This is a genomic window from Methanomassiliicoccus sp. (assembly GCA_033485155.1).
GTDB lineage: Archaea > Thermoplasmatota > Thermoplasmata > Methanomassiliicoccales > Methanomassiliicoccaceae > UBA6.
The window spans coordinates 1-19,427 of sequence record JAWQJJ010000006.1 but is presented as its reverse complement, the minus strand read 5'-3'; the positions used below and the strand labels follow the sequence as shown (position 1 = coordinate 19,427).

Below are 19,427 nucleotides of genomic sequence, written 5' to 3'. Positions count from 1 at the left end.
CTACTTTTGCACCTTCATGTCCGGGTTGAGCCGATAGTCATGAGCGGTGGGATCGAAGTGAAACCCTGTTACGTAGTCATACATGACCATGGCCACACCATAGTAGCTGATGTAGATGGCCGGTGCATCGTTGTAAAGGAGGCCTTCGATCTGCTGAGAGTAGTTGTACCTCGCAGTGATGTTCCACTCCGCAGTCATCTTGTTATAAAGGTCGACGACTTCGGGGTTGGAATAGTTCATAGCGTTGAGGCTGCCACCAGGAAGGTAATCACCGAAGACATAGGCAGGATCGGGAACCATGGTCAGCGCCCGGGCCATGATATCGAGGTCCCACTGGCGCTCCTTGCTCTGAGCGGTGTAAGCGCTGTACTCCTTAGCGTCGTAGGTAACGTCAATGCCCATGTCCTTGAGCTGGCCGGCCAAGGCCTCAGCGATGAGCGGCAGTCCTGGCCTATCGGTGTAGGTCAGGATAGAGATGCTCAGCTGCTTGTGGCTTGTCTGGTTGACCAACTTGCCGTTCTCATAGGCAAAGCCCGCTTCGGCGAAGAGCGCCTTGGCCTTGTTGGCATCATACTGGTAGCCGGTGAGGCTCTTGTTGGCCCATGCCATGTCGGGCAGGAATATTCCCTTCGCCGGGCTGCCTACTCCAGAGAGAGCGTTGTCGACAATGCTCTTGCTGTTGATCGAGTAAGCGATGGCATGTCTGACCGTGATATTGTTCCAGGGATCCTTGTCCAGGTTGAAGGCCAGCCTATATACCCGAGGTGTCACGTGTTTCTCGACATTTATGCCCGGCAGAGCGTCAATGGTATTGATCTCGCTCAGAGGCACATCGGCAGTGAAGTCGACCTCGTGGTTCTCTATCGCCAGAGCTCTGGTGTTCGGGTCGGTGATCGGCTTGATGATAAGCTTGTCGAAGTTGACCGCTCCGCCCCACCAATCAGAGTTCTTGACCATGGTCATCTGATGCGTCAAGTTATCATAGCTCTCCATCTCGAATGGGCCGGTGCCGATGGGCTTAACGAACTTGTCACCGCTCACGGAGTCCGTACTTAAAATCACGAAGCTTGAGTATTCCAAGGCTGCAGGAGCAATAGAGTTGGGAGCGGTGGTGTGAATTCGAACGACGTAATCACTTACTATCTCCACATGATCGAGCTTCAGGAGGGATTTGGCGGTCGGGTTGAGGTTGCATGCTCTCTCAAGGGAGAACTTAACGTCCGAAGCCTTCATCTCCTTGCCATTATGGAACATCACATGCTGTCTGAGGTTGAACTCCCAGGTGTTGTTATCGATGTTCTTCCATGACGTGGCGAGCTCTGGCTTCAAGGAGAAATCATCGTTCGATCCGACCAGACACTCACCTACCAGCGCTTTCTCTTTCATAAGCGTTCCATCACCGGCATGTGGGTCCACAGCAGTGATATCCCACAGCTCTCCGACCGTCAGGGTCTTCTCCGAGGTACTGCTGCCCTGATTCATGAGGCCGATCGAGGCAACCGCGACGATGGCCACTACGGCCACGGCCAAGATAGCCAGTATTTTTTTCTGCATTTTTTCCACCTAAACCTTTTTTATTCCTTTCACTAAAAAGTAGTTCCACTTATTGGCGACCCGGTAGCGACGGGGCATGCTCGCGCTCTGGATCCGTCGGATCTCCGTGAGATCAACGGCGGTTACATTCACCAGTCCTGCCTTTTCCATGTATTCACGGGTCTTTTCAGGAGGGACACCACCTGGGTGTGGTAAACGGGAGTTGACATCCCGCCCATAGTAGCCCCCCCATGGATTCTTTCGATCGACGACCGCAATAGCGATGTTCCTCACCGCTCGGCGGAATTTGGTACCGATGGTTCCGTCATTCCATACTCCGTCGATTACGATGACACTACCCCCTACGGTGACGACCCTCATCCACTCCTGAAGCGCCCTCTCTGGATGTGGGAGCGTCCACAGAAGATGTCTGTTTACCACGACATCAAAGGAGCCGGCCCCGAATTGCAAGTTCTCTGCATCTCCGTTTTCGAAGGTAGCATTCAAACCGCGCTGTGAGGCTTTGGTTCTCGCCTTGTTCATCATGTCCTCGGAGAGATCGACACCTTTGACTCCATAGCCCATCTCGGCCAGTAGTAGGCTGATCTCCCCAGTGCCGCATCCAACATCAAGAACACGACATCCTTTCGTAGGCAACGCGGTCCCCAGGTATCGTTTCCAGGCGTCCCTCTCCTCACCATCTTTTATTCCATGTCCAAAATCGGAATCGTAGGTGGATGACGAAAGGTCCCATTTTTTTCGTATCGCCCCTTTGAGCGCTTGGTCCTCCGCGGTCATTTACTCGGCGATAATGCGTACGAGTATTAAGAATTTAAGAATCGTAGCACGATTAGCATATGATATTATATTTCGTGTTATCATAAGTATACCGAATGAAACATGCTGGACGATAATTCTGAAAATTGATATGAAATTCCATGGCATTTTTCATTGCTTTCTCTGTTTCGATAGTAACACTTCAATTTGTGTTACCTCGATAAGGTCCCCGTAATAAGCCCCGCCTAACTATTCGTCAATGTCAGGCTAGGTAATTTTGAAAGAAGCAGTTGATTATGTAAAGCGGCCGAGTTTGGTCCAATTTAGATTTCAACATGTTCAATCAGTGTTTTTTAAAGAGAGACGATATTTTAGACAGGGGAAACCCAGGCAAGAGGGTAGGAGGGATGAATGCAGCGTTCAAGCCATCAGTGATAGCTTTTAGCAATAGTCATCACACCTTCGCCAGCCGGTTTTTGCTAAGTAACTTGAAAGCGTTTCCGGCAGCCTCATGTTGCTGCACATCGAGTACGACATCTTGGATGGGCGACTAACGCCTCAATTTTGGACACGTTATACTTTGAAGTCCGCCAGAAATGCAGTCGATCGATGAGATCAGGACCATCCTTAAGAGTCGGGATTGGAGAAAAATACTTGTCCACGCCTGATTTTTCGCCAATGGGGAGATGATCGTCTGAAGTACTTTGCATATGGCTCCAACATGAACATTGCTCAAATGCGATCGCGATGCCGTGACCGGCGCCCACCCCTCGGTGTCGCCACCCTTGACAACCATCGTCTCATCATCAACGTCGATGGCTATGCATCGATCGTCAAAGCACCTGGTAGCCGGGTTATAGGAGTTCTTTGGGAGATAAGCAGGGACTGCGAAAAAGCCCTCGATGAGTATGAGGAAGTCCCCCGCGGCCTTTACTCAAAGGCGCAAGTATCAGTGAAGATGGCAAATGGCACATCGACGGACGCTTTGGTTTATATTGCATCGGATGAAAGCATCGGGAGTCCGAGGCCAGGATACCTGGAAAAGATCATAATGGGGGCAAAGGAAAACCATCTACCGATCGACTACGTAGAGCGGATCTCGAGGTTGGGGTCCTCGGGACATTTTGTCGAATGAGGCATCTACTTGTACCTTATACCTTCTATCCCCGCTTGATCCTGCTCGACCATAGCAGAACAGGATCAATAATGAACATTAAAAAAGGGTTGTTGGCTCAGGGGCTGAGATGTCGTCACCTGAGCGGCCTGGTTCTATGCTGGTGCCCCCGGCTGGGACCATCGAGCGCAAAGAATGACCCGGGTCTTCGTGGTGATCGACCAAACAACTATTGGACGAGAAGACCTCCAGGGCATGATAGGCGCAGGAGTAATGAGAAAACGGAAAATGCAAGATATTCGTCCCTCAGAGTATCTGTGACGGCCGATGTGGCCCTGCTTTCATCATAATATAATTATAAGATAATAAATTATTATCGAGGTGAGAATAATCGAAGTGATAAAGAGGTCTGGAGAGCGAGAGGAGTTCGATCCTAGAAAGACCATCTCTGCGATAGTCCGATCGGGCGTCGCTCAGGATGAAGCTCAAAAGATCGTCCGGGACTTGGAGCCGCTCTTATACGATGGTATCACCACGGAGGAGATTTACCGCCAAGTGCGCCAGATGATCAAGGGTCCCAGTGCCGCACACTATAGCCTGAAAAAGGCACTGTTCAGACTTGGTCCTGACGGAGAGAACTTCGAGAGCTACATCGCGCGTCTATTTCAGGCCGAGGGGTATTCCACCAAAACGCGCCAGATCCTAAATGGAAAATGCGTGAAACATGAGGTGGACGTGCTTATGGCCCGGGAACAGGAGAAGGTGATGGTAGAGTGCAAGTTCCACAATGATCTGGGATTGAAGTGCAACATCCAGATCGCACTCTATGTATACGCGCGCTTCCTTGATCTCAGAGATACGGAAAAAATCGACCGGCCCATTCTGGTAACAAATACGCGGCTTTCTCTTGATGCTCAGCATTATGCGGAATGTGTCGGCATGGATGTGCTAGGGTGGAAAACTCCCCGGGTGAACGGATTAGAATCATTGGTCAATAAGCACCGACTATTTCCGTTAACGATGCTGGAAATGCACCATCGCGATCAGGCCACATTGCTAGAGAACCATTTCATACTGGTGAAGGACGTCCTCAGTCGCTCGAACGAAGTTAAACTCCTGCTCTCGAAAGAATCGGCAGATGACGTCATCTCCCAGGCGATGACCTTGATGTCAACCTGAGAATCGTTATTATCTATCCAGGGGAAGCCATACTTGCCTGTTCTATAGCAAGGAGCTTCCACATATCGTCGATCGCAATCCCGCCGATCCCGAGACCGCTCAGAAGATGAGCGAAGCCTGAACGACTGACGGGGCAGCAGTCATGCAAAAATGGTATCGACGATAAACCTTGACATATGGTCAGCGATCCACATGCAGCAGGCATCCGACCACTGACAGGGCAGATGTATCTACAAAATGAGTCCTGTGACGGCCAATTGTTGCGAACCTTGGACTATACCTATGTCCAGGGAGCGGGACATGCGTAAGTGTCCTTAACCGCTCGAGAGCAATCGTTCATAAGTTTAATGAAGTTCGATTTTGTAAAAAGTAGGAGGTTATTGCATCACCTCAGCAGGCTGATCGATGCCTTGGGCGCAATGAACCTCATCGAACTCCGATATATGAAAAATATCCATTCGGAAGTGATCTCATGGGTCCGATTGCTCGCTTTTTCAAGGCACTGGTCGGTGCGACGTGGCTCTTCAGCATGCTGATGTGGTCCTATATCGTTCTGAGAATAGTCATCAACGGGGTCGATGTGCACTATCCCTTCATCGACAGCATCCCCGCCTACTCCATCGAGCTCGTAGGTGCGGCATCATTCGGTTTGGCATTCCTGTCCATGCTGACCTATCTCACTCTCTGGGGCAGCCCATTGGCACGACGAAGGAATGGGACGTAAAAAGGATGTGGCATCGGACCGGACGGACCTATGGAGACTAAGCACCTCGGGGAGGAGACCAGAGCATTCTAGCTCGGTCCTCGATAGTGAGAATCGACGACCTCTTTTTAGCCTTGTATGGCTCTTATCCATTCATTGGCGGAAGCAGAAAGCGACAAGGAGCAGGAAAAGGACAAGACGATTAGGGAGCTGTCAGAGCGCATTTCCCAGCTGGAAGCATCTATACGTGAGATCACCAAGCCTTACGCCAACCTGGTGGCTCAGCTGGATCAAGTACAGGGCATTGTCGGCCGCTACTTCCGCCTTTTAGACATCTATCAGACCCACGGGGTCATCTCCATCGAGACCATCCTCCCCCAGGTCAAGGACCCGATATCCAAGGAGATAGTCCGCGTCCTGCTTGACCATCCTGATCTGAACATATCGCAGCTGGCCGACGAGCTAAGGAAGAGGTTGGGGAGCAGCTCCCGTCGCATTGTGCGAGCCAAGCTAACCGAGCTGAAAGGGCAGGGCATTGTAATCGAGAGAAGCGTTAAAAAATTCAAGACCTACTGCGTCTCCGATGAAGTGGTCAGGAAGTGGTCACAAGTGCTCGGTTTGACCAAATAATGTGAACATGATAGTATCAATTACGGGCAGGGGCCCGAACAAGGAGTAATAGAGATGAACGATGAAAGAACACACAAGATGCCGTCCGAGGAGGAGCTAAGAGGAATATTCAAGGTCCTGGGCGAAGAGGTCCCCGGACTGCTGGAAAAGCTGACCAAGATACTGTACGGGGTCAAGGAGAGCGAAGACTTCGGCAAGGCTGTGGGCAACTTCTACAAGGCCCTCAAGGAAGCGGGCATGAGCAATGAGGAAGCGTTCCGTCTGACCCAGGAATACATGGGGAACCTGAATGTGGGCAAAGCCTTCGGCGGATGGGGGCGAGGAATGCAACGAATGAGCGAGGAGAAGGACGAGTAGGGATCAAATATCTCGATCACTAAGAACACTGGGGGATACCTGTGGAACCTGACGATAAGGAAGCGGTGCTGATGGCCGCGGTGCACGCTCCCGGCCTGGTCATGCGGGTCGGGTTGCAGTACCTTAGGATGAAGCGCTCGGCCATCAAGGCCCGTGAGCGATTCTACCGGGAGCTGGTCAAGAGCGGTATGCCGACCGGGGACGCCAAGATCCTGGCCGACGAGTATGCGTCATTGGTCAGTGTGCGGAACCTGGTCCGGACGAAAGCGTTCGGATGGGGCCGGGCGGAGTGGTGATGAGAAAGCACCGTCTCCGAACGGCCATGTTTTCTTGAAGCTCGAGTGAGGGCGGTCCGGCGACCGACCCAGACATGATGAAAAGAGCATTGGAAAAGCGACAGGCGTAGTGAAAACCAGGTTTGCAGAGAGACCGTATGCGATCACCGTCATTGGCCGAGGGCCTCGGGAAGCAACATGGCGATCTCAGGGCATCGTATTAGTTCATCGACCGGGCCGGTGAGGTCCCATCGACCCTCGGGCCGAACGACGAACAAGGCCGCGACGCGGCGATCGTTGCATGCAAGTAATTAGTGATCAGGATGTGGTCACAACTGTCCAGTTCGGGCAAATAATGTGACCACGTTCTTCAGAGCGAGCGAAACAGAGACTCAGAAAATGAGGATGAGATCATGAGCAATGTAGATAGAACCGAACATCGGGCACCATCGAACATTCAGGCCGATGGTATCGACAGGCCATCTAAGCAAGCTGATGGACGAACATTAGCGGTGGTTACTCAGGGCCTGGTGAAACAATTTGGCGATAACCGTGCAGTGGACGGAGTTGATCTGGCAATACCAAACGGATGCATCTATGGATTGCTGGGGCCGAACGGTGCGGGCAAGACCACGATCATAAACATATTGGCAACGCTGCTGAACTCGGATGCTGGAACGGCCAAAATATTCGGCCATGACGTCCATGGCGAAGCTCACGTCGTCCGTCAGCTCATCAGCGTGACAGGACAATATGCCGCGGTTGACGAGAAGCTATCGGCATCTGAGAACTTGGTCGTTTTCGGAATGCTGCTCGGCCTGAGCCGATCGGATGCACGCAAGCGAGCTGCTCAACTGCTGGAGGATTTCGGATTGACCGAAGCGGCCAATAAGACGCTTGACAAGTTCTCGGGAGGTATGCGCCGCAGGCTCGACATAGCAGCGAGCCTCATCGTGCAATCCCCCTTGATCTTTTTAGATGAGCCGACCACTGGTCTTGATCCGCGAACGAGGGCGCAGATGTGGAACACCATCAAGCAGCTCGTTTCATCAGGATCGACGATCCTGCTTACGACCCAATACCTCGACGAGGCCGATTACCTCGCCGACCGCATCGCGGTCATCGACCACGGACGCGTCGTCGCCGAAGGAACGCCTAGCGAGCTGAAAGCGGAGGTCGGAGTGGCAACGTTGCGTTTGGGGCTTATCGATGAAAAAGATAACGCTGAGGCGACCCGAGTGATCGAGACAGAACTGCAGGTCAAGTCGACAAGTCCCGAACCTATGCTCATCACCGCTCCGATGGCCGACCCAGAAAGGGTGACCGACCTGCTCATCGCACTTCGTGAGGCGGGCATACGCCTGGCCAAGATAAGCGTTCAGGAACCGACCCTCGACGAGGTCTTCATGGCCCTGACCGGGGAGAACATACTGGTGGAGAGGGAGGCGGCTTGATCATGGCCACGCAAAGTGTCTCTAGGAACGACATTAAGGGCCGCATAGCGACCGCTACGATCGTTCCTGTCACTGAACGAAAATTGAAGACCCGTGCAAGCTTCGGTGACTCCATAAAGCATACTCTGACCATGGCCTATCGCTCTTTGCTGCTGATCAAGCGAACGCCCCAGCAACTTTTCGACGTGATGATCCAACCGGTGATATTTACGCTCCTGTTCACGTTCCTTTTCGGAGGAGCGGTCTCGGGGAGCTGGCAAAACTACCTGCCGATTATCATCCCGGGAATCTTGGTGCAGACGCTGGTATCAGCATGTATGGCCACCGGCGTGCAGATCCGTGAGGACATGGATAAGGGCGTGTTCAACCGGTTCAAGTCATTGCCAATCGCCCGGATCGCTCCTTTGACCGGGGCACTCTTGACCGATACGCTTCGCTATGGTATAGCCACCGCCCTAACGTTCCTGATGGGTTACCTCCTGGGCTACCACTGGGCTACCCTCGGCGGCGCTGTGCTCGGAGCCATGCTCATAATCCTGGCAGCGTGGTGCATCAGCTGGATATTTGCCTTCCTCGGCACCATTGCTCGTTCGGCCACCACTGTGCAGGGTGCGTCCACCCTCGTCCTGTTCCCACTGGTCTTCCTGTCCGGAGCATTCGTTCCGACCAGCACCTTGCCAGACTGGCTTCAGGCATTTGTCAACATCAACCCGTTGACATATGTGGTAAGTGCCATCAGCGAGCTTTTCAACCAGGGCATCATCGGCAATGACTTTTGGTTCTCGCTCATCGGATCGTTGGTGGTTGTGCTCATATTTGCTCCCCTGACCCTAGCTGCGTACCTGCGCAAGGTGGAGTAAGAACCGTGCTGTCTTGACGGAGGCCATGATGACGCATACTCGCGAATTCGGATCTCGCCGGGAAATTCGGAATCGCAGGGGACCAAAGGAGGTGATCGGCATGATACTCAATTGAAGAATGATGGTGCTGAATGCGATGGGGGACCTCCCACGACCAGCATAAAAGGCCTCTTGGATCAGATGATAGAAAGGATACTGACCCCTGTCATCGGATAGGCTAAATCCATTGTTAAAAACAGCTCCTATGTGCCGGCCAGGAGACCGACGCCACATCGGAATAGTGTTCGTTGGGAAAGGAGTTCGCCTCTTGGCTCGGCCAGTAATGTTCGGAATCCCGAGTATTAACTGCTTTGCCTAAGCTGGGCCGATCAGCCAATGGCACTTGGCAAACCCCCGCACCAGCAGGACAAGAATGGGGGGGACAGAGCATCCTGGGTCGACGACCTGAGTTGAGTGCTCGTCCATTGTATTCTCTCAAACCATAGATCGCTGTGGTCACTTTACGAATAGCCCCGCGGTATGCGGCCGATCCTCCGCTCAATGGAGACAAAACGGTAAGGCGGAGATCAATTCATCGATCAATGAAGTTTCAACCACTCCCTGGCTGGCACAGATACCTTTCTCTTCACCTCAGGGTTGTACTTGGAGCCCATGTTCGGAATGATGCTCTGATAGAGCCAATGGTCACCGCCTTCGAATGTCTGAATCCGCTTATCGTCCGATTCCAACTTGTCTCTGATATCCTCTGAGCTCTTTGGAAGCGCGATGACGTCCTTATCCCCGTGGAGCAACAGCACTGGATTATTGACTTTTGAGGCATTATGCGGCATATTATTGGTCAGCTTGGTCTGGGCATCGAACAGGTAGCCAAGGCCGAATATCTTGGTGCTAAGGGGATCGTCCGAGATCAACTGGTACTCCTCGCTAACCTTGAACGTCTGCGGCCACTCGTCAATGAGATTGTACATTGAATGGTGATGGTAGACCGGCGACAGAGCGAGCTTCAAGGTATCTTGACGAGGCAACTTGAACCCCATCTCCAGGGGAGGAGACGCCAGAATCAACCCGGCGATCTTCTCTGGATGGTTTGCGGCATACCATAGGGCATAGGCACAGCCGATGCTGTGGCCGAAGAGAAATAGTTCCTTACCCGGATGATTCCTGTTAACAAAGTCCACGAAATCATCTACATCCTGCAGATGACGATCAAAATCATGAGTATCGCCCCGCGGTAGATCTTGCTCCTTTGAGTTACCGAACCCCCGCCGGTCGAAGGCATAAACCTCAGAATGATCATTCGCCAACTCTGGGCCCACGAAACGGAACGCACCTGAATGAACCTCTATCCCGTGGAGGAAGATCACCACACGCTCCACCTTTCCCGTTGCGGGCCATCTTCGGTAGAACAGCTCAAAGCCATCGGTCATCTTGGTGCGTTCTTCCATGGCAATAACGGTTTGAGTTTGCATTATTTCACCGAATAAGTCTTGAAGATTCGGTTATTTGAGAATGATTGAACCTATCGGCGTCAGATCCCTCTCGATATCCCGCCGGAGCGATTAGACCGCGTACACGTTCATCTCAGGCCTCGCGGTAGCTGTTGGCTCTGGCAAGATGAAGACCGGTGCACCTACCAGGAGGAGAACGGATGGTAAAGTACAATCAATAGCTGAAGCTCGAAGGAAAGCTGGCAGCAAAGCTGCATTCATGGGCAGAAGGGCGTTCGAAAGGCGTTGATGATCGCGAAATCCGACGTCTTTCAGTAGATGATTTACCCAAATGCAGGTAAAAGGTCTGACGCACTGCGGGTATGGCGGGCGATATTGGGGGCCCCTGTCCGATCGATGTAGCGCTTCTCAAGTGTAAGCGCAGGAGCCGCTTGACGAGTGTAACTTCACCGACACATAGGTAAAACCATCATCGGGCCGGTCGAACAGGGACCCTCGCTCTGCTCAGGGCTACGAGTCCCCTATCTCGGGAGTTTCGAGGGCGAGTGGCTAAATCCCTCTCTTGCTTGATGGTCTGTTGTGCCCGCAAAGTCCAGACCGACCGGGGTGACGATCGTCGGAGCGCTGTACTTCATCATGGCGGCCCTTGCGTTCGTGGCAGCACTAGGTTATCTCCAATGGGCCGGTATTGCTCATTTTCCATTCATATCACGAACGGAAGCACCGTTCTGGCTTGTTATCGGAGGGAATCTACTCCTGACCTACCTGGGCCTTATCGTTTTCTTGGTCGCGGTTGTTGACCTCATAATGGCGATAGGCTGCTTCAGAGGTTGGGGTTGGGTGTGGTCATTCGGAGTGGTCCTTGTCATTATCAACATAGTCCTTTCAATGATCTACTCCCTAAGCCAGGAGCTATCGGTGGACGAGGTCAAGGCCGGCATTATAGGGGCGTTCGTTCCGATCGTCGTCCTTGCCTACCTGAGCACCAGAAAGGTGAGAGCCTTCTTCGGAAAGGCCTAACCCCCCACTGAAAAGCCGTGCCTGGGGTGCCATTTCCCTGATGGGGGGTTGCATTGACTTTAGATTATAGTCTAAAAGGACTGAAACCAGGCTGCTGACTTGCACTACTCTGATGTGCGGCCCATGCACATATTCCGCCTATTGGATGAACATATGGACTCAAGACAAGAATCGATCCACTTAAAAAATAATGCCATCATCAAGACATCGTTCTTGAAGTCATCTCAACCCCACATTGGAAATGATATTACTTCCAGCCCACCTTGATCTTCCCCACTTCATCAATGGTGGGCTGGAGACCATAGCATTGGATCCAAGCTTTCTAGGCTTCGAAATGATGCCATGTTCGACCCAGGATAAAAATGTGATATACAAATGGATTATGGACGATAGTTCTCCCCATCTGGTTGGACATTACACGACACACATTCACGGTTGCTTTGACCGACGGTTGGCTGGAAATGCACTAGTCAATTATCTGACTGACCATGTGTTTGGAAGGTTCCAGCATCGGTAGCAACTCGTTCCTGATCAGACTGGTGGCCACATTATACGAATTATTAAATGTAATAATGGCGATAGTTAGGTCGGGGAAGGGAGATGGATAGAGGTGAATCTGTAGCCGCTGTGGCGATAGCGACCATAATGTTCCTGGCTGGATCGTTAGGAACCGTTTTTATCCTGGTGTCGACGAACGATATTTACAGAGGGGAGGTCAATCACATTCAGACCAACGGTGTTAACGATCTGCCGCTGTTCACCAACTTGTCCATCGCTGTGCTCGGCATCTCGGAAAAAACCTCAGAGATTTCGGGAGCTTTGAACACCAGTACGGCGACCATATCGTACGCCAACGACCTGGCTAGATTGGAAGACGTCCATTCGGTTAAAATCCTGCTCATCGATGGCAGTTGGCTCAGAGACAAGAACTCAAAGGATGTGGCCGATGCCTTGGTGCGGTTCTTCCTAAATAACACGGCAATCGCTGTTGTCGGTGGGCCATCGGACGCATTGTCGCTGGTTCTACATAATACGGGCACTAGTGGCAATTTTGAAAATTCTTCGAGCAATTCGTATGCCATGCGCTATGCTCCGGGTGTCAAGGGTGCGATATGCTTTGATCTTGAAAATAGGGACACATACAGGAGTACCATCGTGCTGTACAATTGGTGCGTTATTCAGGAAGCAAGGCTCTGAGCTTCCGTCTGATTTTCCTGTTGCATATCCATTTGTACGGGGAGCGACCCGATGCGATAGATTGGGCGACATGGTCGCATGCTTTTCCACCTCTCTGACAACGCAGAGATAAAAGGAAAACATCTTCGCTTCTGTGAGTTCATCATGTGTTTCTATTGCCATCGACACAGGAGGCCTGAGCCTCTCTCGCAGACAAGACTTGTGCCACTGTTGAAGATTTAATAATTAAAGGATTCGAATATGCGACCATGGCGAGGGCGGCACCAAATAATTAGCGAAAAAAGGCAAGCGGCCTTGCACCGCTCAGACACCGATACTATTCATCCAAACGGTAAGGCCAGAGAGTTACCCTTAACCTCATCCCAGTAGTATTGTATTCACTACGATCGATGCGAAGAGGCCCAATATGGATAGGGTTATACCTGCATAGGCAAGTTTGTTGCCCTGGCTCTTCTTGGACAGTGATAAAGCGCCAAATATTACTCCGGCAGGGGTGAATATGATGGGCAACACGAGGAAGCTGCAGACACCCAATACGATGGATGCGATTGCCCAATTCCTTTCCGGCCCGGGTTGGTTCATCATCGGTTGAGCATAGTAAACGGGAGGATTGACAGCATAGGCCACATTTTGTACTCCGTCTTGAGGGATCGCGGTTCCGCACTTCGGACAAAAGTGTCCTTCGGGAAACTCGGTTGAACATGTCGGGCACTGCATGAGCGATTATTGGTTTGTATAGTATTTATAAATAATCATATAATAAAATAAAGCACCATTTACTGTTCACGCATGCGCCTTTTCATTCATTGTTTACACTGTTCGTGCCGATACAGTTACCATGAAGGGCGGTGCAATACAAAGCAGACGCGCTAAGGGAGCTCATCAACTTCGGTCTTGGAAGTAATTCACTCCAACGCTCGGCCGTGTTGAGCGTTGGGATAATGAGCTGAGCTAGACTATGACAAGGCCGAACGGCCAATGGTCACTGATCTAGGTCAATCCGTTGTAATTGAAGAACGGACCGAACTTCTTATCGACGGTCAGAATATGGTTCTTGAGCCAATCGAACAGGAAGTTCATCACATCGATAGTAAGGTCAAGGCGATGAGCATCGAAATCGTCCTTGAACGTAGATACTTTCTCTACGAATCGTTCATGCTCGAGGTGATGCGCGTTATATCCTGGATAATTGAACTTTTTCATATACCTCTCTTCGGTGGCGAAGTGTTTCTTCGCATATTCTGTCATGTCGCTCAGTATCTTCCCCACCATAGAACGACCCTGCCCTTTAACCATCGCATCATGGAGTTCGTTGATCATCCGAATGAGGTTCTTGTGCTGCTCATCAATCTCCTTGACATTGACACTGTAATCTTGGGACCATTCCATCAAGGACATAACCATTGTTTATTATTGTCGTTATTTATTTATTGACTAACCAAAATCATTCCCGATAGCGAGATTATTTCACATCAATGCTAAAGCCTGACCTCTAGCAGCTATGCGCCGATTAACGGCCCCCATATATGCAATCTATCTAGTTGAGATATTGATTGGTGCTGTCGTCCGTAGCATCACTCTTGTTCGAGTGCCCAATCCGTTGATCGTTCGGCCGGAACCGAGGCTGTTAGCGTTTGATGTGCTTTGCTGAAAAATTGCCACCGCTTATCCCGTAGGGCTTACGCGACCGTCCGCTGGGTTTCAATCTCATCTTTCGATCACCATGGGCGTGCTCCTCTAGCCGACATTATCGGTCCCATGCCCTCAGGAGCATGAGTCTCTTCCAAAACGATCCAATCATTCTCATTATCAACTCCTGTAATTTGGAGTGGAAATAAAGGGGTCTATTCTCCCGATGCGTTCAAGACGTAAGACGGCCGCGAAGGGAGCAACGAGCGCACATTAGCAAAGCGGCCCCCTGCTCTGGAAGAGAGAAACGGCAAATCGACAACAGATTTGAAGCGATTCTTCAGGCGATCTACAAACACTGATGATCGGCGGTCACATCAGTTAATGAAATATTTGTGTGCCGTACTACGTGTACTGCACATTCAAAGCGGCATCGCGACGAGGGTGCTCATCCACACAACACCCAGGTGCATTTGATCACCGTGACCGAACCCTATTCGTTTTCCATTCCTCAACCAGCCTAATTGCCTCTGCCTTTGGATCATCGGCCTCAGCCACCGCTGACACCACAAAGAAACCATCGGCCCCCGTTCTTGCGAGCGGAGGTATGTCGGAAAGCTTGACACCGCCGCCGACAACGACCGGGACCGGACTAAGCCTAGCCAGTTCAGCGACTTCGGCGAAGCTCCTGGTGATCACCTTACCGTTCGGACCCATCCCACAATCCGGTTTCGTGCTTGTCTCATGCAGCGGCCCAGCACCAAAATAATCTATCTGACTGACATCCACCGTTCTGATGTAATCAAATAGCTCGCTGGTTCTGGCCGAGAGGCCGATGACCGAGTCGTCACCCAGGTACTCCCGACAGATCTCCACCGGGATATCAGATTGTCCGACATGTATTCCATCCACCTTTGCCCCCTGCTTTCTTGCCGCCAGAATAACATCGAGGCGGTCGTCCACCAGTAAGGTTACTTCATCTGACCTGCCGAGCTCAGCGATCACGTCAGAAGCCTCATGGGTCAGCTTGATCAATTCACGAGCCGAGGCTGTTTTCGACCGTATCTGCACGCAGGTGAATCCGGCCTCGATCACATCTTTGATGATCTGACGAACGGGCCGTCCTTTGGTGTTCTCGGGTCCGACCACGAAGTATGCGGATATGTCAAATTTTTCTCTCATGTTCGTTTTGTCCGTTCAGGATGTCGTTCACTTTCTCCACTTTGGCATGGATCATGTCCGCGAATCCGGGGCGCACATCGGCTTTCAGTACAACCTCCGTGCGGATCCCTTTGTTGGCGAGGATGAACGTTGCGTCTTTCACGACCTTCATCACATCATCCCACTCGCCTTCGATCTCCGTGAACATGGAGGTCGTGCGATTCGGCAACCCTGAGGATCTTATTATTCGCACGACCTCAGCCACTTCAGGCGCGAGCTCATCACCTATGCCACAAGGGGTGATGGCGATAGCAACAAGCGTGTTCATAGATCACACTTCCTCGATCTCAAATGAGCTTTGAGCAACATCTGCCGCGGTAGCCTTGTACAGTTCGTCGAGGAATGCCACCTGAAAACTTCCGGGGCCATCCGCTCGACCTTCGGCCCTGGCCCCCGCCACATTGTACATCGCTGTAGCGGTGAGCGCTGCGATGAACGGCGAAGCTACAGCCGCATAAACGGCGACTACACCGCCCAACGAACAACCCGACCCGGTGATCTTGTTCATGAAGTGAGATCCTCCATGAGAAAGGGCTATGACGGAGCCATCTGTTACCAGATCCGTCTCGCCGGAAACGGCAACGGCCCCGCCCGTCCACTTCGCCAGAGCCACGGCCGCGGCCTTTGCGGCGATCACCGAATCGGTAGAATCGACGCCACGAACATGAGATCCGTCGGTCCCGCCGTCCAGCCCCCATAGGCCGGCCAGCGCGAGAATTTCCGAAGCGTTCCCCCTGATGACGGTAGGCTTGAACTCCCTGAATTGCCGCAACAGGTCCGTTCTAAGTGAACCGATGCCGACCGCGACCGGATCCAGGACCCATGGTTTCCCTAATTCATGTAGGGCCTTGACCGTACGGGGCAGGGTCTGTTCGTAGACCGGCAACAGAGTACCCGCGTTCACATAGGTGGCACCGCTTGCTCTCGCGAGGAACTCACCCTCATCGGGCAGGTAGACCATGGCGGCGGACCCTCCGACGGCAAGTTGCGCATTGGCCACGAAGTTGATGGTGACGGCGTTCGTAATCGACCCCACCATCGGATTTTGTTTTCTTACGATTTCCACTGCCTGGATCATCTGATCTTGAACGTCTTTTTTATTGATTGATTTCATCTTCATCCTTCCGCTGGCATTACCCAGATCAAGTTCTAATGGTGTGTTCTCAGCCCTGCGGTCGATACGCATTTGGTTTGCTTATCTGCAAACAGGCACCCATTTACGCCATTTCGGCCCTGCATCGATTTTTTTCTTACCAGTTCCAACTTCATCGGTTCAGGGGCGCAACGCACCCGTTAACCATCCCTGGAGCCGTTCTCCCCTTTTTCGGTGGTGCGCTGGCATTTTACTTTGATTGTCTCGCGCGCCTACCGATGTCTGCGATATCTGCCGAAATATTGGTAGCGATAATGCCCCTTTGATATTTGAACTGGAGGCAGGATCTCTAGCTCGATTCTGTTTGTTTAGATAATAGGATAGAACTATGGTTCTGCGAGATGGGGGACCATTTGGGATCATCGTCTGTGAGGAATAATTTGAGCTCTTCAGCGAAACGGTAGACTGCCAACAGTCAATACAGGTCCAGCTAGTCGATCGGGTGATGCGAAGCCCACATGATCCGCGCGACGTTCTTACTACCAGCAATCAGGTAAGTCTTTATCTTTCTACATGATGCTAGGAAGTCAGCTATGGCAGTGGACGAGAATAGCAAGTGGGTTAGGCGATTTGTGACCATGTGGACAGGGCAGGCCTGCTCCTTCTTCGGCGCGGAGCTGGTCCAGTTCACCCTGGTATGGTGGCTAACCATGCAGACCCATTCCGCCACCGTCCTGGCCTTCGGAATGATAATGGCCCTACTGCCACAAATAATCATTACTCCACTTGCCGGGACGAAGTTGGACAGATGGAACCGTCGTCGGGTCATGATATTCGCCAATATTGGCATCGCGGCTCTGACCACCATGCTAGTGATCATCTTCACCCTAGATCTGGCCGAGGTTTGGGTCATCTATGTCATGATATTCATTCGATCATCGTTCGCCGGGTTCCTGTGGCCAGCCTTCCAAGCCTCCACCACCATGATGGTGCCTGAGAAGTTCCTTACTAAGGTAAATGGACTGAACGAGTCGGTCCGTGGTGTCGCCACTATATTCGCGCCCCCTCTGGGCGCGGTGCTGATCGCGATGCTTCCTGTCGGGGACGTCCTCATCGCCGACATTGCGACCACCGTCCTGGCAATAGGGACCCTTATGGTCGTGTCCATCCCTCAACCAGAAAGAAGGCCGGGGCCGAAGACCTCCATGAAGGAGGACCTCAAGGAAGCTGCCGGATTCTTGCGGTCGTGGCCCGGGGTGATAAGCTTGTTGGCGGTGTTCATGGTCGTCAACTTCCTGATATCGCCTACCTTCTCCCTACTGCCCATCATGGCAGTAAATCACTTTGGCGGAGGTGCGATGGAGTACGCGTCCATGGAGTCGATGGCCGGTATCGGGATGATCATTGGGGGCGTGCTCATGGGAGTGTGGGGAGGCTTCAAGAAGCGCATTGTGACGGTACTCGTCGGCATCTCGGTGGTCGGAGCCGGCATCCTCCTGGTGGGCCTGACCCCGGCTTCCGGCCTGATGATGGCCCTTGGCCTCCTGCTCGTGGTCGGCATGATGTTTCCCATCATCAACGCTTCAGTTTTAGCCATCATGCAGACGGGCGTACCTCCGGAGATGCAAGGCCGAATATTTTCCATAATCATCAGCGGGGTCACCATCATGACCCCCCTGAGCCTGGTGATCGCTGGACCTCTTTCAGATACAATGGGCGTGGAGCTTTGGTATCTGCTCGCCGGATCATCTCTCCTGGTGGTTGGCGTAGGATCGTTCTTCGTTCCGGCTTTGATGCGAATTGAGGAAATGGCTCAGATGGCAAAGCCATCTGAACCGACCGCGCCGTCTGAGGTCTGAGATCCACCCATACTCAACGATCACCCCACCTCAGGAACAGGTACAAATACGGATGCGGTCGGCATGGCCAAGAGAGATGAGCGAATGACCCCGATTCGTATGAGCTCGGAATACTTCGGAACGAGGGACTTTGAGACGCCTGAGGAAGCCAGTAGGAGCATCAACCGTTTGGATAATAGGGCGGAGCTTGTTGACGAGCTAGGTAATACATATTCGAATACGGCGCCAAACATCAGGTTCGTTACCGAGAGGAGAAAGGAGGCCACCATCCGAGATAAGGTCTCGAAGGAAGAGATCGGGACCATCCGCGGAGAGGAGGATTGAGCTCTCCAGGGATCAAAGAACGGTTAATCCTCACTCCACATGATTAAAGGAAGGAGTGACTCACTTCTCGATCGCTTCGGCCAAGCTCCTTCTTAGCTTCTCCTAGATGGCGATATTATTGAGATATTGGTATTCATGTACTCGGCATTCAGAGAACGTGTTCTTGAAGAGCGAGACGCATGTTACGCCATAGTAGCGCAAAAAGAATATCAACTCCCCACTATAGGTCGTAAACGAGGGGCAAGTATGCTGAAGATGCTCAAGATGTACATCATGATGCTGTGGGTAGTATGGGTGGCGGCGACCGTTTCCGCCATGGTCTCTGGGAACATAATGAGGAATATGCGCATGCATAAGATGAAGGAAATGTGGATGGAGAATAAGCATAAGATGCAGGAAAAGGGCTGCGAGGAAGGAAAGCCGAACGAACCATGAATATTACATCACGCTGGTCCCTTAAACCCCTTATCATAATCCTGTTCTGAACGCCTGTCAGGTTTGAACTTCATCCTTTCTGGACTTCATTCAATGGATCACTTAGGAAAGGACTTTGGATGAGGTTATCGACGTACAAAAATATTATAGCTAAAAAAAGGAACGGGTTTAAGGTGAGGAACTTTGGCTGCCTCAATCGTTCTTGTGAGAGTGTTCTCCTCCCTTGCGCTTGGCCTCCGTCGGCTGGGCCTCCGCTCCCTTGCGACCGGCCTCCGACAGCTTCTCGTGAGTGGACTCTCCCGAGGTGCCGCTCCTCTCC

General features: G+C 52.0%; 20 protein-coding genes and 1 riboswitch. Of the genes, 13 read left to right on the top strand and 7 right to left on the bottom strand.

The annotated features are described in order from the left end of the window. A complete protein-coding gene (locus tag SA339_09520; GenBank protein ID MDW5563452.1) occupies window positions 1–1,554 on the bottom strand; it encodes an ABC transporter substrate-binding protein in 1,554 nt (517 codons plus the stop codon). A 9-nt stretch (window positions 1,555–1,563) separates the two neighbouring features. Continuing rightward, window positions 1,564–2,331 carry a methyltransferase domain-containing protein gene (locus SA339_09515; protein ID MDW5563451.1) on the bottom strand — a complete coding sequence of 256 codons (768 nt, stop codon included), beginning with the start codon at window positions 2,329–2,331 and terminating at the stop codon, window positions 1,564–1,566. A gap of 619 nt (window positions 2,332–2,950) precedes the next feature. On the opposite strand from SA339_09515, the gene SA339_09510 reads away from it, so the two are divergent. From SA339_09510 to SA339_09475, 8 genes are all read left to right on the top strand, one after another. Then, entirely contained in the window at window positions 2,951–3,445 is a 495-nt protein-coding gene (locus tag SA339_09510; GenBank protein ID MDW5563450.1) for a gamma-glutamylcyclotransferase family protein, read from the top strand. Window positions 3,446–3,805: 360 nt separating this feature from the next. Then, entirely contained in the window at window positions 3,806–4,603 is a 798-nt protein-coding gene (locus SA339_09505) for an ATP cone domain-containing protein (protein ID MDW5563449.1), read from the top strand. Between the two features lie 472 nt (window positions 4,604–5,075). Next, window positions 5,076–5,327: a hypothetical protein gene (locus SA339_09500; GenBank protein ID MDW5563448.1), complete on the top strand. Its 252-nt coding sequence runs from the start codon at window positions 5,076–5,078 to the stop codon at window positions 5,325–5,327. Window positions 5,328–5,462: 135 nt separating this feature from the next. Beyond that, window positions 5,463–5,936, top strand: a complete 474-nt coding sequence (locus tag SA339_09495) for a hypothetical protein (GenBank protein MDW5563447.1) — start codon at window positions 5,463–5,465, stop codon at window positions 5,934–5,936. Window positions 5,937–5,990: 54 nt separating this feature from the next. Then, window positions 5,991–6,293: a hypothetical protein gene (locus SA339_09490; GenBank protein ID MDW5563446.1), complete on the top strand. Its 303-nt coding sequence runs from the start codon at window positions 5,991–5,993 to the stop codon at window positions 6,291–6,293. 41 nt (window positions 6,294–6,334) lie between these two features. Continuing rightward, entirely contained in the window at window positions 6,335–6,589 is a 255-nt protein-coding gene (locus SA339_09485) for a hypothetical protein (GenBank protein MDW5563445.1), read from the top strand. Between the two features lie 491 nt (window positions 6,590–7,080). Continuing rightward, entirely contained in the window at window positions 7,081–8,022 is a 942-nt protein-coding gene (locus SA339_09480) for an ATP-binding cassette domain-containing protein (protein ID MDW5563444.1), read from the top strand. Window positions 8,023–8,024: 2 nt separating this feature from the next. Then, window positions 8,025–8,882, top strand: a complete 858-nt coding sequence (locus tag SA339_09475) for an ABC transporter permease (GenBank protein ID MDW5563443.1) — start codon at window positions 8,025–8,027, stop codon at window positions 8,880–8,882. A gap of 578 nt (window positions 8,883–9,460) precedes the next feature. Here the strand turns inward: SA339_09475 and SA339_09470 are convergent. Then, window positions 9,461–10,258 (bottom strand): alpha/beta fold hydrolase, encoded by a 798-nt coding sequence (locus SA339_09470; protein MDW5563442.1) that lies wholly within the window; start codon window positions 10,256–10,258, stop codon window positions 9,461–9,463. A 651-nt stretch (window positions 10,259–10,909) separates the two neighbouring features. Between SA339_09470 and SA339_09465 the strand changes: the two genes are divergently transcribed. Then, window positions 10,910–11,350 carry a hypothetical protein gene (locus SA339_09465; protein MDW5563441.1) on the top strand — a complete coding sequence of 147 codons (441 nt, stop codon included), beginning with the start codon at window positions 10,910–10,912 and terminating at the stop codon, window positions 11,348–11,350. Window positions 11,351–11,950: 600 nt separating this feature from the next. After that, window positions 11,951–12,547, top strand: coding sequence for a hypothetical protein (locus SA339_09460; GenBank protein ID MDW5563440.1), 597 nt, complete (start codon window positions 11,951–11,953; stop codon window positions 12,545–12,547). A 990-nt stretch (window positions 12,548–13,537) separates the two neighbouring features. Here SA339_09460 and SA339_09455 read toward each other — a convergent pair. The 4 genes from SA339_09455 to thiM form a co-directional block, all read right to left on the bottom strand. Then, a complete protein-coding gene (locus tag SA339_09455; GenBank protein ID MDW5563439.1) occupies window positions 13,538–13,945 on the bottom strand; it encodes a bacteriohemerythrin in 408 nt (135 codons plus the stop codon). A 708-nt stretch (window positions 13,946–14,653) separates the two neighbouring features. Beyond that, window positions 14,654–15,358, bottom strand: a complete 705-nt coding sequence (locus tag SA339_09450; GenBank protein ID MDW5563438.1) for a thiamine phosphate synthase — start codon at window positions 15,356–15,358, stop codon at window positions 14,654–14,656. Next, window positions 15,342–15,665, bottom strand: a complete 324-nt coding sequence (locus tag SA339_09445; GenBank protein MDW5563437.1) for a thiamine-binding protein — start codon at window positions 15,663–15,665, stop codon at window positions 15,342–15,344. The genes SA339_09450 and SA339_09445 overlap by 17 nt, the downstream gene beginning before the upstream one ends. A 3-nt stretch (window positions 15,666–15,668) precedes the next feature. Next, the gene (gene thiM / locus SA339_09440; protein ID MDW5563436.1) at window positions 15,669–16,511 is read right to left on the bottom strand and encodes a hydroxyethylthiazole kinase; all 843 of its coding nucleotides are present in this window, start codon (window positions 16,509–16,511) and stop codon (window positions 15,669–15,671) included. Beyond that, window positions 16,500–16,624: riboswitch (TPP riboswitch) on the bottom strand. Its footprint overlaps the gene before it by 12 nt. Window positions 16,625–17,083: 459 nt before the next feature. Here thiM and SA339_09435 point away from each other — a divergent pair. The 3 genes from SA339_09435 to SA339_09425 all read left to right on the top strand — a co-directional run bounded on the left by SA339_09435 (window position 17,084) and on the right by SA339_09425 (window position 19,108). Further along, window positions 17,084–18,349 carry an MFS transporter gene (locus SA339_09435; GenBank protein MDW5563435.1) on the top strand — a complete coding sequence of 422 codons (1,266 nt, stop codon included), beginning with the start codon at window positions 17,084–17,086 and terminating at the stop codon, window positions 18,347–18,349. A 63-nt stretch (window positions 18,350–18,412) separates the two neighbouring features. Next, window positions 18,413–18,673: a hypothetical protein gene (locus SA339_09430; protein MDW5563434.1), complete on the top strand. Its 261-nt coding sequence runs from the start codon at window positions 18,413–18,415 to the stop codon at window positions 18,671–18,673. A gap of 246 nt (window positions 18,674–18,919) precedes the next feature. Further along, window positions 18,920–19,108 (top strand): hypothetical protein, encoded by a 189-nt coding sequence (locus SA339_09425; protein ID MDW5563433.1) that lies wholly within the window; start codon window positions 18,920–18,922, stop codon window positions 19,106–19,108. Window positions 19,109–19,427 lie beyond the last annotated feature (319 nt).

Bases quoted from the DNA above. Each gene is read 5' to 3' on its own strand.
- SA339_09490 (MDW5563446.1), top strand. From the start codon at position 5,991: ATGAACGATGAAAGAACACACAAGATGCCGTCCGAGGAGGAGCTAAGA.
- SA339_09500 (MDW5563448.1), top strand. From the start codon at position 5,076: ATGGGTCCGATTGCTCGCTTTTTCAAGGCACTGGTCGGTGCGACGTGG.
- SA339_09460 (MDW5563440.1), top strand. From the start codon at position 11,951: ATGGATAGAGGTGAATCTGTAGCCGCTGTGGCGATAGCGACCATAATG.
- SA339_09430 (MDW5563434.1), top strand. From the start codon at position 18,413: ATGGCCAAGAGAGATGAGCGAATGACCCCGATTCGTATGAGCTCGGAA.
- thiM (MDW5563436.1), bottom strand. From the start codon at position 16,511: ATGAAATCAATCAATAAAAAAGACGTTCAAGATCAGATGATCCAGGCA.
- SA339_09515 (MDW5563451.1), bottom strand. From the start codon at position 2,331: ATGACCGCGGAGGACCAAGCGCTCAAAGGGGCGATACGAAAAAAATGG.
- SA339_09445 (MDW5563437.1), bottom strand. From the start codon at position 15,665: ATGAACACGCTTGTTGCTATCGCCATCACCCCTTGTGGCATAGGTGAT.
- SA339_09455 (MDW5563439.1), bottom strand. From the start codon at position 13,945: ATGTCCTTGATGGAATGGTCCCAAGATTACAGTGTCAATGTCAAGGAG.
- SA339_09435 (MDW5563435.1), top strand. From the start codon at position 17,084: ATGGCAGTGGACGAGAATAGCAAGTGGGTTAGGCGATTTGTGACCATG.
- SA339_09520 (MDW5563452.1), bottom strand. From the start codon at position 1,554: ATGCAGAAAAAAATACTGGCTATCTTGGCCGTGGCCGTAGTGGCCATC.
- SA339_09450 (MDW5563438.1), bottom strand. From the start codon at position 15,358: ATGAGAGAAAAATTTGACATATCCGCATACTTCGTGGTCGGACCCGAG.
- SA339_09475 (MDW5563443.1), top strand. From the start codon at position 8,025: ATGGCCACGCAAAGTGTCTCTAGGAACGACATTAAGGGCCGCATAGCG.
- SA339_09425 (MDW5563433.1), top strand. From the start codon at position 18,920: ATGCTGAAGATGCTCAAGATGTACATCATGATGCTGTGGGTAGTATGG.